The 14,190-nt window shown below is 72.3% G+C and carries 9 protein-coding genes; 4 read left to right on the top strand and 5 right to left on the bottom strand.

The window, feature by feature from the left end:
- Positions 1 to 99: 99 nt before the first annotated feature.
- Together O7599_RS24450 and O7599_RS24445 are read right to left on the bottom strand one after the other, a co-directional pair.
- Positions 100 to 1,167, bottom strand: coding sequence for a DUF2510 domain-containing protein (locus tag O7599_RS24450; RefSeq protein ID WP_281617756.1), 1,068 nt, complete (start codon positions 1,165 to 1,167; stop codon positions 100 to 102).
- Positions 1,168 to 1,245: 78 nt separating this feature from the next.
- The gene (locus O7599_RS24445) at positions 1,246 to 3,420 is read right to left on the bottom strand and encodes a DUF6351 family protein (protein WP_281617755.1); all 2,175 of its coding nucleotides are present in this window, start codon (positions 3,418 to 3,420) and stop codon (positions 1,246 to 1,248) included.
- A 139-nt stretch (positions 3,421 to 3,559) separates the two neighbouring features.
- Here O7599_RS24445 and O7599_RS24440 point away from each other — a divergent pair, with 139 nt between their 5' ends.
- Both O7599_RS24440 and O7599_RS24435 read left to right on the top strand, forming a co-directional pair.
- The gene (locus O7599_RS24440) at positions 3,560 to 5,602 is read left to right on the top strand and encodes a DUF2264 domain-containing protein (protein WP_281617754.1); all 2,043 of its coding nucleotides are present in this window, start codon (positions 3,560 to 3,562) and stop codon (positions 5,600 to 5,602) included.
- Positions 5,603 to 5,883: 281 nt separating this feature from the next.
- Positions 5,884 to 7,659: a coagulation factor 5/8 type domain-containing protein gene (locus O7599_RS24435; protein ID WP_281617753.1), complete on the top strand. Its 1,776-nt coding sequence runs from the start codon at positions 5,884 to 5,886 to the stop codon at positions 7,657 to 7,659.
- A 240-nt stretch (positions 7,660 to 7,899) separates the two neighbouring features.
- On the opposite strand, the gene O7599_RS24430 is transcribed toward O7599_RS24435, so the two are convergent.
- The gene (locus O7599_RS24430) at positions 7,900 to 8,556 is read right to left on the bottom strand and encodes a MarR family transcriptional regulator (protein ID WP_281617752.1); all 657 of its coding nucleotides are present in this window, start codon (positions 8,554 to 8,556) and stop codon (positions 7,900 to 7,902) included.
- Between the two features lie 151 nt (positions 8,557 to 8,707).
- Here O7599_RS24430 and O7599_RS24425 point away from each other — a divergent pair, with 151 nt between their 5' ends.
- Both O7599_RS24425 and O7599_RS24420 read left to right on the top strand, forming a co-directional pair.
- Entirely contained in the window at positions 8,708 to 9,679 is a 972-nt protein-coding gene (locus O7599_RS24425) for an aldo/keto reductase (RefSeq protein WP_281617751.1), read from the top strand.
- Between the two features lie 90 nt (positions 9,680 to 9,769).
- On the top strand, positions 9,770 to 10,861 hold the full coding sequence (locus O7599_RS24420; RefSeq protein ID WP_281617750.1) for a Gfo/Idh/MocA family oxidoreductase: 1,092 nt from the start codon (positions 9,770 to 9,772) through the stop codon (positions 10,859 to 10,861).
- A gap of 98 nt (positions 10,862 to 10,959) precedes the next feature.
- On the opposite strand, the gene O7599_RS24415 is transcribed toward O7599_RS24420, so the two are convergent.
- Together O7599_RS24415 and O7599_RS24410 are read right to left on the bottom strand one after the other, a co-directional pair.
- A complete protein-coding gene (locus tag O7599_RS24415; RefSeq protein WP_281617749.1) occupies positions 10,960 to 11,862 on the bottom strand; it encodes an LLM class flavin-dependent oxidoreductase in 903 nt (300 codons plus the stop codon).
- Positions 11,855 to 14,101: an LLM class flavin-dependent oxidoreductase gene (locus O7599_RS24410; protein WP_281617748.1), complete on the bottom strand. Its 2,247-nt coding sequence runs from the start codon at positions 14,099 to 14,101 to the stop codon at positions 11,855 to 11,857. Before O7599_RS24410 ends, O7599_RS24415 begins: the two co-directional genes overlap by 8 nt.
- Between the last annotated feature and the right edge of the window lie 89 nt (positions 14,102 to 14,190).

Below are 14,190 nucleotides of genomic sequence, written 5' to 3'. Positions count from 1 at the left end.
GGCCGCCGCGGTGTCTCACACCCGGCGGGTCATCCGCCGTATCGGCCGCGGCGACTCAACCGCGACCGGTCAACCGGCTCCCCGCGGCTGCGCGACGGCTCACGGCCGCGCGAGGCTCACCGGCTGGCCGCCCCCGCCGGGCAGGCCCGCGCCGCCCTCGGACTCCTCGATGCCGTCCGTGATCTCGTCCAGCTCGTCCAGCGCGGGCGCCTCGTCGCCGATGTCGAAGCCGGCGCGTACGAGGACCATGGTGTCCGGGTTCGCCGGGGACGGGAACGCGAGCGACTGCACGTAGCCGTCGTCGCCCTCCTTCGTCACGACCTTCCAGCGCACGAGGTAGCCCTCCTCGCCGGCGACCTCGACCTCGCCGGACTCCACCTCGTCGTGCGAGGTGATGCCGCCGTACGCCTCGTCGCCGTAGGACGCCTCCGCGTTGGGCTCGATGTCCTTCTCGGCGACCGTCTTCGGGCTGGTCGCGTCGATGCCCAGGGCGAGGGCGGGCGCGGAGTTCACCCCGCCGCGTACGCAGGTGTCCTCCGGCGAGGTCGGGCACTTGTACTCGCCCACCGACACCGAGGCGCCTATCTGCCCCGACTGCCCCTCCCAGCCGTCCGGCACCGGGATCTTGATGCCGCTGGCCAGGTCGGTGGCGAAGCCGTCCTCGCTGGGGATCTCCATCGGCGGCTGCCCGCCGTCGGGGTCGTCCGGGTCCTGCTCGCCGCCCTCGGGGTCCTGCGGCGCGGGGGACCGGCCGGAGTCGCCGCCGGAGCCGCCGGGTCCGCCGTCCGGGCCGGAGATCCGGCGGCCGCCGTCGGCCCGGTCATCGTCGTCGCCGCCCCATAGCGCGTACCCGCCGGCGATGCCGCCGCCGACGAGCGCCGCGGCGGCCACGCCGATGGCGACGCCGAGCGCGAGCGGACGCCGGCCGGTCCAGCGCTTCTTCCCGTACGGGCCCTCGGCACCGAGCGGTGCCGCGGACCCGCCGGATATGACTTCCGTGGGGGCGTCGCTCACCCCCGCCGGGCTCTGCGCAGAGACATCCGGGGCGACGGCGGCGGGCCTGACCTCGTCCGTCCAGCCCTCACCGTCCCACCTCCGCTCCCTCGGCGACCCGTCGTCGCTCCGGTCCGGGTCGGGATACCACCCTGCGGGTGCCTTTCCAGTCATGCATGCAGGCTATCGAGGCTCCGTGAGAACCGGATGAGAGCGGTCTGAGCCTTTCTGTCCCTCCGACCGCTCAAACCTTCAGAAGGACAGCCATGTTCCGGCCAGCCCCTGCTGTCCCACCCCCGGCCGGGAGTAGTCGCAGACGCCCCGGTCGAAGACGTCCCGCAGCCGCCGCCACTCGGCGTCCGTCCAGGTCACGCCGTACTCGCTCGCGTACGTGTCCCGCCGCGGCTGCTGCGTACGGCACTTGATGACGTCCGTGGCGATGTCCTCGCCCGCGACCTCGCGCGGGAAGGAGTGCGACGGGTAGAGCCGCTCGCAGGTGCTGTCCGGGTCGCGGTCCAGCGCCTCGGCGACGAACCGCGGCTCGGCGTCCCGGGTCAGGCAGCCCTCGCGCAGGTCCGCGGGCCTGGCCGCCGTGATCTTGTCGATCCGCGGGGCTTCGTCGTCGGCGGCGTCGGTTGCGGCGTCGGCGGCGAGGTTCGTGAGCCAGCGGTCCATCATCGTCAGGGAGTGGCGAACGAGCGGGCTGGCGGTGCTCTGGCCGCCGTAGCGGCCGTCCTCCATGAGGCTGACCATGTTGGCCGCGGTGCCGTTGGCCTTCACCAGGCGTTTGCGCATGGACAGGGAGTAGTAGCGCAGGTGCGTGTCGCCGCGGGGAGCGTCGTCGACGTACGCGCGGTACTCGATGATCGGCACGTCCGCGAGGCCGCCGCCCCCGTTGGTGAGCCGGCCGGTGCGGTACGCGGTACGGGTGGCGATCGGGTCGGCGGTGGTGCGGGCGTCGACGACGCGGGCGTCGTGGTCGTAGCCGCCGACGCGCTCGTTCAGCTCCAGGAACTGCTCCTTGCCGATCGTCCCGGCGGCCAGCGCACCGAGGCCGTACTGCACGCCGACGTTGTCGAGCGGGCGGCGGGCGAAGCCGGTGCGGGGGTCGGGGCCGTAGACGTTGATGGCGTGGTCGTAGAGGTCGCAGCGCGCGCCGCGGGGGTTGGTCTCCGGGTCGTACCGCAGCTCCTCGGGCAGCACGCCGCAGTCCCCCTGCGGGTCGATGCGCGCGGCGTCGCCCCGGGTGCCGGTGGCGACGGCGTAGGAGGCGAAGCCGGTGACCGCGCGCTTCTGCTCCTCGGTCCAGGCCAGTTCGGTGTCGCCGTCGAAGTACTCGAGGAGCAGGCGGGTGTCGGTGACGCGGTTCGTCATCGCGAAGCCGACGTCGGGGAAGGAGCAGGCGGGCAGGATGCCGTCGAGGATGCCGGGGTAGTTGTCGACGATCTGGTACGCCTGGTACGAACCGCCGGAGCAGCCGAAGCCGATGGTGTGGTCGACGGGCCCGTACGCCTCGGTGAACCGCTCCTTGACCATCATGGCGGTCTCGGCGGCGGTCAGGTCGTGGCAGTTGGCGCCGAAGACGTTGAGGGACGACGACATGAGGGCGTACCCGCGGCCGAGCATGAAGGTGTCGGTGACGCCGCCGGTGGTGTTGCCCTGCCGGTACCAGCCGCCGATGCAGCCGCCGCCGAGGGTGTAGACGGCGCGGCCGTTCCAGCCGGCCGGGCGGGTGCGGGGATCGGGGGCGGGCTCGGCGAGGGGGTCGTGGAGGATCGTGGACTGGTAGATGCCGCGGTTGGCGGTACCGGTCTCCATGCGCACGATGAAGGGGACGGTGCGACCGTTCGAGGTGGTGGTCCGGCCCAGGTCGGCGGGGTAGTCGGTGGCGTCGGCGGGCCAGGCGGTGTAGACGCCGGCGGTGTTCCGGTAGAAGTAGTCGACGCGCGTCCGGGCGGAGCAGTCGGCGTCGAGGGGGTCGCCGAGGGTGCCGCCGACGACGGGCAGCCGGAAGGTGCCGGTCTCGCAGACGAAGGGCCGCTGGTGCGGACCGGAGAAGACGGGGCCCTGCGCCGGGTGGCCGGTGAGCGTGAGCCGGGCGGGGCGCCGGCCGGGGGCGGTGGCGGTGACGGTGTTGCGCCCCTCACGTACGCCCTCGACGACGCCGGAGACGGCGCCGGGTCCTTCGGGGGCGAAGAGCGGGGTCACGTCGCGCCCGTTGAGCTCGATCCGTACGTCGTCCGGCTCGGGGGCGGCGACGCGGAGCAGGGCGTCGCCGCCGGTGACGGTGCCGGGGCGGCCGGAGAGCACGTCGATGTCGATGCCGTGCGCGGGCTGCGGTGCGGCGGCCTGGGCGGTGAGGGGGAGGGCGAGGAGGGCGGCGAGCGCGGCGGAGAGGGGGACGAGCAGAGCACGGCGTGGGCGCATGCAGGAGTCCTCCGGTTCGTTGCGGTCTACAACTTGACCGTACGCGTTCAATTCGCCCCGGAAAAGACGACACGTCACGGCTCCCGCGCGCCCGTACGATGCGTGGCTAGTTCGGACCGGCAGAGGAGATGTGCTACTGATGCGCCGTACCGCGACGGAAGCCCGCGCCCACTGGGAGCAGACCGCCGACCGCATGCTGCTCGCCGTGCGGCCGTACGCCACCGACGGGCACTCCCTCATCGACCTGCCCGGCGTGCCGAGCGTCAGCGGCACGCGGAGCGACGGACTCGAAGGGTTCGCGCGCACGTTCCTGCTGGCCGCCTTCCGGCTGGCGGGGGCGGCGGGCGCCGACCCGCACGACCTCGCCGGCTGGTACGCGGCCGGCCTGACCGCCGGCACGGACCCGGACCACCCGCGGCGCTGGCCGGTTTTCGCCGAGTGCCCCCAGGCCAAGGTCGAGGCCGCCTCCGTCGCGCTCGCGCTGCACGAGACGCGCCCCTGGATCTGGGACCGGCTGCCGGACAGGGTGCGCCGGCGCGTCCTGGACTGGCTGGCCCCGATGGTCGGGGACCCGATGATCGGCAACAACTGGGTCTGGTTCCAGGGCGTCACCGAGGCGTTCGCCCGTACCGCGGGCGGCGCCTGGCGGCAGGAGGACCTCGACCGGACCATCGCGCTGACCGACGGCTGGTACGCGGGCGAGGGGTGGTACTCCGACGGCCTGGCCGGCGGCGAGCGCCGCAACTTCGACCACTACAACGGGTGGGCGATGCACCTGTACCCCCTGTGGTTCTGCCGCATCCTCGGCGACGCGGCGCCGGCCGGGCTGCTCGACCGCTACCGGGCGCGGCTCGCCCGCTTCCTCGCGGACCAGCGGGTCCTCGTCGGCGCCAACGGCTCCCCCCTCGTCCAGGGCCGCTCGCTGACGTACCGGCACGCCGCGCTCGCCTCGCTGTGGACCGGCGCGCTCTTCGACGCCACGCCGCTCGCCCCGGGGGAGACCCGCGCCCTCGCGAACCGCGTGCTCGACCACTTCACGGCGCACGGCGCCACCGACGAGCACGGGCTGCTCACGCTCGGCTGGCACCGGCCGTACCGCGGCATCCTCCAGACGTACTCCGGTCCTGCGTCCCCGTACTGGGCGAGCAAGGGCTTCATCGGCCTCGCCCTGCCGCCCGACCACCCGGTGTGGACAGAGCCGGAGGTCCCCCTCGCCGTCGAGCGGGCCGACGTCTCCCGCTCGCTGCCGGCGCCCGGCTGGCTCGTCTCCGGCACGGCCGCCGACGGTGTCGTACGGGTCGTCAACCACGGCGGCGACCACGCCGATCCGGCCCGCCCCCACGCGGACGACCCCTGCTACGCGCGCTTCGCCTACTCCACCCACACCGCGCCCGAGACGCCCGGCGACCCCACCGCGGGCCCGGGCGCCTGCGCGGACGCCGACCCGCTCGACAACGCGGTGGTCCTCCTCGACGCCGCCGGCCGCGCCTCGCACCGCCGCCCGTCGACCAGGCTCGCGGTCGGCGAGACCACCGCCGTGTCCCGCAGCCGGGCCCACTGGCCGGCGGACGCCACGTGGGCCCCCATCGGCGGCCCGGACACGGCGTACGCGCCCGGGCCGTGGATCACCGTGGGCTCCGCGCTGCGGGGCTCGGTGGAGGTGCGGGCGGTGCGCGTCGACCCGGCGGGGGACTCGGCGGCGGACTCTGCCGGGGACTCCGCGGCGGGCTCGGTGGACGACTCCGCGACGCACCCCGCCACCGGCGACGACGCAACGACCGGGCACGTCCTGCGTATCGGCGGCTGGGCCCTGGCGGTCGACGCGCAGTCCGGGCCCACCGCGGACCGTACGCCCCCGGGCACGGCGCGCGTGGCCGGCGCGGACGGCCTGGTCTCGCTCGTCACCGGCGCCGCGGGGCTGCCCCACGCCACCGTGATCCCGGGCACCGACAGCAACGCCCTCGGCCCCGCGTCCGCCACCCCCGTCCTCGAAACCGCGGGCCCGGCCGCCCACGGCACCGTCCACGTCGCCCTGATCCACCTCGGCGCCGGCGACCCCGCGGCGCTCCCCCGGATCACCGTCCGTGGCGAGGGGACCACCCTGTTCACGGAGGTGACGTGGCCCGACGGTGAACAGGACACCCTGCGCCTCCCCGCACCTGACGAGAGGCCCCCGGCATGACCCCCCGTACGTCATCTCCCCAGGGCGCGGCGGCCGTTCGGAGGCCCGGCGGCCGAAGCGCAAGGCCCGCCATTGGTCCGTACCTGACCCTTGACACCCCCACCGCCACCCCCTTAACTCACTACGTGAATTAACTCCTGTACCTCACAGCTTCCGGCGCGAGCCGGTCCCCCTCAAGCTGTCATGCGCGTGGCATCGGCGCCGAGAGCCGCGGGCGGCGCATCCCTCCCCCGGCCGGCCATCGCGTCCACCCCCCACCCCCCACACCGAGGTTCGACACCATGGCAGAACACGCCACCCCGCGCGGCACCACCCGGCGCACGGTCCTCGCCTCCCTCGCCCTCGCCCCCGTCGGCGCCGGGGTCTTCGGCGCCGCAAAGGCGCTGGCGGGACCGGGCGACACCGCGTCCGCCCGCCCGGCCGCCGCCCCCGACCTGGGCCCGAACGTCGCGATCTTCGACCCGTCGATGTCCGCCCAGGAGATCCAGGACCGGGTGGACGCGGTCTTCGCCGAGCAGGAGACCGCCCAGTTCGGCCCCGGCAGGCACGCGTTCCTCTTCCTCCCCGGTACGTACGACGTGGACGTCAACGTCGGCTACTACACCCACGTCGCCGGCCTCGGCCTCTCGCCCGACGACGTCACGATCCAGGGAGCCGTGCACGTCGAGGCCGACTGGTTCGACGGCAACGCCACGCACAACTTCTGGCGCTGCGCCGAGAACCTCTCCGTCACCCCCGCGGGCGGCGCCGACCGCTGGGCGGTCTCCCAGGCCGCCCCGTACCGCCGCATGCACGTGCGCGGCGACCTGGTGCTGGACGACGGCGGCTGGTCCAGCGGGGGCTTCATGGCCGACACGAAGATCGACGGCCAGGTGCGGTCCGGCTCGCAGCAGCAGTGGCTGTCCCGGAACACCGAGTGGGCGAGCTGGGACGGCTCGAACTGGAACATGGTCTTCGTCGGCGCCGTCAACGCCCCCGGCGGCGACTTCCCCGACCCGCCGTACACCCGCGTCGACAGCACGCCGCTGGTACGCGAGAAGCCCTTCCTGTACGCCGACGACGCCGGCGACTTCCACGTCTTCGTCCCCGCGCTGCGCACGGACAGCCAGGGCATCAGTTGGGCGTCGGGCACCGAGGGCGAGTCCGTACCGATCGGCGACTTCCTCATCGCCACCCCGGACACCCCCACGACGGAGCTGAACGACGCCCTGTCCCAGGGCCGGCACCTGCTGTTCACCCCGGGCGTCTACCACCTCGACCAGCCCCTGAACGTCACCGAACCCGGCACCGTCGTCCTGGGCCTCGGCCTGGCCACGCTCATCCCGGACGGCGGCATCACCGCGATCACGGTCGCGGACGTCGACGGCGTCAGGATCGCGGGCCTGCTCGTCGACGCCGGCCCCGACAACTCCGAGACCCTGATGACGATCGGCACCGAGGGCTCGGGCCAGGACCACGCGGCCGACCCGATCTCGCTGCACGACGTGTTCTTCCGCATCGGCGGCCCCGGCGTGGGCAAGGCGACCACCAGCCTGGTCGTCAACAGCTCCGACGTGATCGCCGACCACCTGTGGCTGTGGCGCGGCGACCACGGGGACGGCATCGGCTGGGGCACCAACACGGCCGACACGGGCCTGGTGGTCAACGGCGACGACGTCACCATGTACGGCCTCTTCGTCGAGCACTACCAGAAGACCCAGACGATCTGGAACGGCAACGGCGGGCGCACGTACTTCTACCAGAACGAGATGCCGTACGACCCGCCGGACCAGGGCGCCTGGATGAACGGCGACACCCTGGGCTACCCCGCGTACAAGGTGGCCGACTCCGTCACCAGCCACGAGGCCCACGGCCTGGGCAGCTACTGCTTCTTCAGCGCCAACCCGTCGGTCACGGCGGAACGCGCCATTGAGGCACCGCAGCACCCGGAGGTGACGTTCCGCAGCATGGTGACCGTGTCCCTGGGCGGCACGGGAACGATCAACCACGTCATCAACGACACGGGCGGCCCGTCGAACCCCCAGACAAACGTGGCCAACCTGGTCAGCTACCCCTGACCAGGCCCCCCGCCGCGTGCCGGCCCCCGGGGGCACGGCACGCGGCACCGGGGACCCGACAACCCCACCCACCGGACCAGCCCACCCGCCCGCTGGACTGTCCCGGGCACCCCGGACCCTCGCCCCGGCCACCGCGTCAGTTCAGTCATCCGCATCCGCCCCTCCGGCCACCGGGCCGGCGGCCCCTGCCGGAAGAGCCGGAAGTAGCCGGCGTCACCGTCGCGTGGCGCTGCTCCTGCATCAGTCCGCGGTACGCCGCCGTCCACCGCGGGTCGTCGGTGTTTCGGGCGGAGTCGGCGCCGCAGAGCCCGCGCCGAGCTGTTCGCGCTTGATGGCGGAGTCGACCGCGGCGCCGATGCGGCGCAGTGTCGCCAGCTCGTGGGGCTCGAGTTCATCGATCAGGTACTCGCGGACTGCGGCGACATGTCCCGGCGCCGCTGCCACGACCACCTCGTAACCGGCATCGGTCAGCGTCGCGTTGGTGCGTCTCCCGGAACCGGGGATCCGGGCCCGTGCGAGGAGTCCGCGCTTCTCCAGCCGTCCGACGACGTGCGACAGCCGCGACAGCGACGCCGCCGTTCGCGCGGCCAGGGCGCTCATCTGCAGTGTGCGAGCCGGCTGTTCGGAGAGGACGGAGAGCACCATGTACTCGAAGAAGGTCAGCCGAGCCTCGCGCTGCATCCGCGCGTCCAGCGCGGCCGGCAGGCTGATCATGATCGCGGAGTTGGCCAGCCATGCCGCCCGCTCCTCTTCGTTCAGCCATCGCGTTTCGGCAACCGGGCCAGTGGGCTCTTCCGAGCCGGAGCCTCCTTCGGCAGGCGCCGTTGCCCCGGGCGCCGACCCGTTCTGCGGACGTCGGCGGCGTCGCCCGTTGGTGCCGTCTGCGGTACTCGCCATGAGGCCATACTAGGACCCCTTGTTGACGCGTCAAGTTTGACCGTGTAGTTATTGACGCATCAAGTTCTTCGCTGCCACCTGAGCGCGTCACCGCTGGCGGCGCAGTGCGCCGTGGCGGGGCCGCCGGATGGATACGGGAAAGGACAAACCGATGCAGTTCACGTCGCTCGGAGAGCTCGAGGTCTCGCGCATCGGCCTGGGTGCCATGGGCATGTCCGCGTTCTACACCGGCGCCGGCCGGGACGACGCCCGGTCGATCCGTACCCTTCAGCGCGCTGTGGATCTCGGCGTCACCCATCTGGACACCGCCGAGGTGTACGGGCCCTACGTCAACGAGGAACTGGTGGGCCGCGCGGTCAGGAAGCGCCGGGACGAGGTCGTTCTCGCCACCAAGTTCGGCCTCGTCTCCCACACCGGCCGACCGGGCCCGGACAGCACCCCCGCCAACGTTCGCGCGGCCGTTGACGGGTCGCTGCGGCGGCTCGGAACCGACCACATCGACCTGTACTACCAACACCGGGTCGACCCGGGCACTCCCATCGAGGAGACGGTGGGAGCGTTGAGTGAGTTGGTGGACGCCGGCAAGGTCCGCCATATCGGGCTGTCGGAGGCGGCTGCGGCGACCATCCGCCGGGCCCATGCGGTTCACCCACTGGCCGCCGTCCAGACCGAGTACTCGCTGTGGACACGAGACCCCGAGGCCGACGTGCTGCCCACGCTGCGTGAGCTCGGCATCGGACTGGTTCCCTATGCACCGCTGGGGCACGGCTTTCTCACCGGCGGCATCCGCACCCTGGACGGCCTGGACGCCGCCGACTGGCGTCGTACCAATCCTCGGTTCACCGGCGACAACCTCACGCGCAATCTGCGCATCGTCGACCAGGTACGCGAGATCGCCGATGAGGTGGCGGCCACGCCCGCGCAGGTCGCTCTGGCCTGGTTGCTCGCTCAGGGAGACGGCATCGCCCCTGTTCCGGGGACGAAGCACATCGACCGGCTTGAGGAGAACACCGCCGCCGATGGAATCCGGCTCACCGCAGACCAGATCACCCGTCTCAAAAACCTCACACCGGCGTCGGGAGAACGCCATTCCGAGCCCGACATGGCCGCCATCGACCAGTGAGACAAGCACCGGGTCGGTCCACGCCGCAAGTGGCGGACCGGGCTGATCCACGTCATTCCTTCTGCAAGGAAAGAAGCGGAGCACTACGACATGTCAAGCAGCGTGATTCGTGTCGGCATTATCGGTGCGGACACAAAGGCGAGCTGGGCCGGGGCATCGCACATCCCCGCGCTGGCGGCACAGCCGGACCTCCACCTGGCGGGGGTGGCGACACGGCACGAGGAGAGTGCCCGCAACGCGGCCGAAGCGTTCGGCGCCGAGCGCTGGTTCGCCGATCCGTTCGACCTCATCCGCGATCCGTCGATCGACCTCATCACCGTGGCTGTCAAGGTCCCGGCACACCGCGACCTCGTCCTGGCGGCCCTCGCGGCGAACAAGGCCGTGTATGCGGAGTCTCCGCTGGGCGCGACCGTTGCGCAGACGGAAGAGATGGCCGGCGCGGCCGGCTCGCTCCACACGGCGATCGGTCTGCAGGGCCGGCTGAATCCCTCGGTCCGCCGCGCGGCGGAGATCATCGCGCAGGGCCGGCTCGCGCGGCTGCTCTCGGCACGAGTCGCTGCGACGACGTTCGGCAACGGCCCGGAGTCGGTGAGCGCGTACGAGTACTTCGACAAGGCGGCGGCGGGAGCGAGCTTCCTGACCATCGCGGCGGGCCACGTTCTGGATGTCGTCGAAGCCGTTCTCGGTGACATCACCGAAGTCGATGCGCGCACGGAACTCCTCTGGCCGCAGGTGAAGCTGGTGGACACGGGCGCGATGTCCGTCCGGGAAGTCCCGGACCACCTCGACGCCATCGCCAAGACCTCCTCGGGGGCGCCGGTCGGGGTGCAGATCCTGGCGGGCGTGCCCGCGTCCGACGCCCACTTCAGCCTGGAAGTACGCGGGTCGGACGGCTGGCTGAAGCTGACCGGCGATCACCCCGCGGGTGTTCAGGTCGGCGACCTCGCGCTCTCGTCGAGCGTGGACTTCACCGCGCCCGACAGCCCGGTCGCCACCGGCACCGGACCCACCGCCGCCGAGATCTGGAGGGGCGCGTCCATCAACGTGAGCGAGGTGTATGCCAGCCTGGCGCGCGACCTCACGAACGGGACCCACCACACCCCGGGATTCGACCACGCCGTCCACAACAGCCGCCTGATCGCCCGGGTCGAGGAGGCCTCGCGCACCGGTCTCCGGCAGTGAAGGTGCTCACCGGGCCGTAGCCGACAGGGGCGACCGACTTGCCGATACCCGGCTCGCCCCACCACACGAGCGCGCCTCCGGTCCCGTCGCGCGCCGCGTCATGCCCCGCGTTCGCTCTGGACGAGTTCGCGGGCGCGCGGCGCGACCTCGTGGCCGAAGGTGTTCAGGTCGGCAGGCTCGTCCGAGGCGAGGACGAACCCGGAAACGCCATATCGCAGGGCGAGATCGGCGATCTGCTCTGCCCAGTCGCCAGGAGTCCCCTCCAAGAGCCCGCCGCCGGCGCCGGTCGTGAATCGGCCGCTGACGTTGAGCAAGCGGCTGACCGCTGCGGGCTCGCGGCCGGCGGCGGAGGCGGCCTCGTCGATCTGCTCGTTCATCGCGTCCAGCGATGCGGGGCCATCGGGCAGGTAGGCCAGGGAGGGCAGCCAGCCGTCGGCGATCCGGCCGGTCAGCCGGAGCATGCGCGGCTTGTAGGCACCGATGCGGATCGGAATCCGGTGGGCGGGTGCGGGCCCTCGCTTCGCGCCGGTCACGGGGTAGAACTCCCCCTCGATCCGGAGCGGCCCGGACTCGTCGGTGGCCCACAGCCCCCGGATCACGCTCACGGCTTCCTCCACCGCCCGCACGGCCTGGGCCGGCTGGAGCCGGCGGCCTCCCATCGCGACGATGCCGTCCCAGAACGCACCCGCGCCGATACCCAGTTCGACCCGCCCGCCGGTCAGACGGTCCAGGCTTGCGGCTGCGCGAGCCAGTACGGCCGGGGGCCTCAACGGAAGACTCAGCACGTTGCCGCTGATCCGGATCCGTTCGGTGCGTGCCGCGACATACGACATCAGGGTCCAGGTGTCCTGGAACGCCGACTGGTAGGGGTGGTCCTGGAAGCTGACCAAGTCGAGTCCGGCCCGCTCGGACGTCAGGGCCAGCTCGACCGGCGCCTGAGGTGGGCGGGCGGCGGGGGTGACGAAGCTGCCGAACCACAGTTCGTGGCCGTAGTCAGTCATGGGTTGCCTCCTGCGGGGTGGTTCGCGGGGGCGTGAGAGCGAAGTTGTCGCTGAACACACCTTCCGGGTCGTAGACGGTCTTGAGCTCACGCAGACGCGCCAGAGTCCGTGGGGGCCATGCCTCGGCGAGGCGCTCGGGCCGGAGACCGGACTCGAAGCTGAGGTACAGGCCATGGAGGTAGGGCCTCAGCCGGGCCCATGCCTTGTCGACCGCCTCGTCCGTACCGCCCATCACCACGAGCGAGAAGTTCGCGTCGCGGTGGGCGTAGGCGGTGGCGTCAGCGGGAACATCGGCGACGGCGCCGCCGACCGAGCGGAGCTGGAACCATCCGATCGCGCCGCTGCGGATCACGCGGGCGGCCGCCGCGGCGAACTGCGGGGTCACGTGCCGGAGCAGGCCGCTGCGTGAGACCGGTTCACCGTGGGAGACCGGTTCGTCGTCGCTCGCGTTGTTCATCACGGACGCGTAGGACGTGACGACGACGTCCTGGGCGTACATCGGAGAGATCGCGGCCAGGGGCTCCAGCCGGGCGAGCACGGTCTCCCGGTCCGCGGCGTCGACCATGGTGCGGCTGAGCGCCACTGCCGGTCGCCCACCCCGCGGAGGCGGCACGATCAGGAACCCGGTGAGGTCCCGCGGTGAGTCCGCGACCACCCGGCCCCACTCGACGAGGTAGCGTTCGAGGTCGCTCGCGTCCTGGGTGAGCTGGGCGAAAGCGACCGCACCGATGTCGTCGGCCTCGAACTCGAAGGCGGTGACGATCCCGAAGTTCGCGCCCGCCCCCCGTACGGCCCAGAACAGATCAGAGTTCTCCGCATCACTGGCCCGGACGACCGAGCCGTCCGCGAGCACCATCTCCGCGGCCCGCAGGCGATCGATCGTCAGGCCGTGCCCGCGCGTGAGGTACCCGATGCCCCCCGCCGTAGCGAGGCCGCCCACTCCCACACCCCCATAGTCGCCCGAGCTCAACGCCCAGCCGTAGGGCTCCAGTGCGGTCGCCACCTCGGCCCAGCGCGCACCCGGCCCGATGCGCACCCGGCGTGTCCTCTCGTCGAGCACCTCGATCGCGTTCATCAGCGACACGTCGATGACGATCCCGCCGTCATTGGTGGAGCGTCCGGAGACCCCGTGCCCGGCGCTTCGGCGGGACAGGGGCACGCCGGGGTGCCGGCGGGCGTACGCGAGCGCCTGTGTCACCTGCTCGTTCGTCGAGGCCCGCAAGATGATCCCGGGCGCACCACCACGCAAGTACCCGGACCGCAGCCGGGCGTAGGCGATATCGCCCGGCTCAACGACCTCGGCCATCCCCGACGGAACGCCCTCGTAGTCGATCCCCGGCCGACGCCTGGCAACCGCTGCGGACCGCCGGACCCGTGTGCTCGACCAGCCTCGTGGAAGCGCTGCGTCCACGGCCGCCCGCAGGGCGGGTGCGACCTCGCTCGCGAACCCGGCCACGACGTCTCGCTCGTCGGTGTCGAGCACGATGGTGCCCACCCCGTGTTCGACGACGAGTGGCAGCAGATCGCTCACCCAGTCCGCAGCCATTCCGGTGAAGCTGCCTGTCCGCTCGCCGAAACCACCGCGGATCGTGACCCGCCTGCGGATCTCGCGTGGATCGCGACCCGCCCCTCGCGCCGCCTCGTCAACCGCACGGTTGCCAAGCGCCAGGGCGGCGACGTCGAAGCCGACTGCCGACCATTCGTCAGCCTGCCGTCCGACCAGCAGAAACACGTCTCCGCCCTGGCCGTCCACCGTGATCGGCACGTCGTGCGCGGGTGCGGCTTTCTCCGCTCCCGCAAGACGGAAGAAGCGGCCGGTGAATCGGCCGAGGCCGCGGTCGAGGACGTTCCACAGCTCACGGACGACGCCGATCGCTTCGCCAAGTGCCGCGATCGACCCGACTGTCCCGGATCCGGCCGCTGACGGGTCCGCGTGGAGAGCCAGTTCGACCCTGCCCTCGGTGAGCCGGTCCAGGCTTGCGACGGCTCGCGCGAGCATCGCCGGATGGACGGCGGCGGGGTGTGCCTCCACCGTCAGTCCGAGCGAGACCGTCGCCCCGGCGATCCAGGACGACACGGTCGACGGTTCGAGGTCGGCGCCCGCGGTTCCGGCCGGGATGACCAGCAGGTCCAGTCCCCCCTGCTCGGCCAGGCCCGCCACTTCGATCAACCGGCCGGGTCCGCGGCCGGCGTCAGTAGGCAGGCGCAGCCCGAACCTCAGCGCATGTCCGTAGTTCATCGCGCGTGGTGAGGGGCCGAGTGTGTGGTCATGGCCCCAGGCTGCACGGTGATGACCATGGGCGCCAATGGGGACATGACCAGGTCATC

Source organism: Streptomyces sp. WMMC500 (assembly GCF_027497195.1).
Taxonomy (GTDB): domain Bacteria; phylum Actinomycetota; class Actinomycetes; order Streptomycetales; family Streptomycetaceae; genus Streptomyces.
The sequence above is the reverse complement of the archived record's forward strand: the minus strand, read 5'-3'. Positions and strand labels throughout refer to the sequence as shown.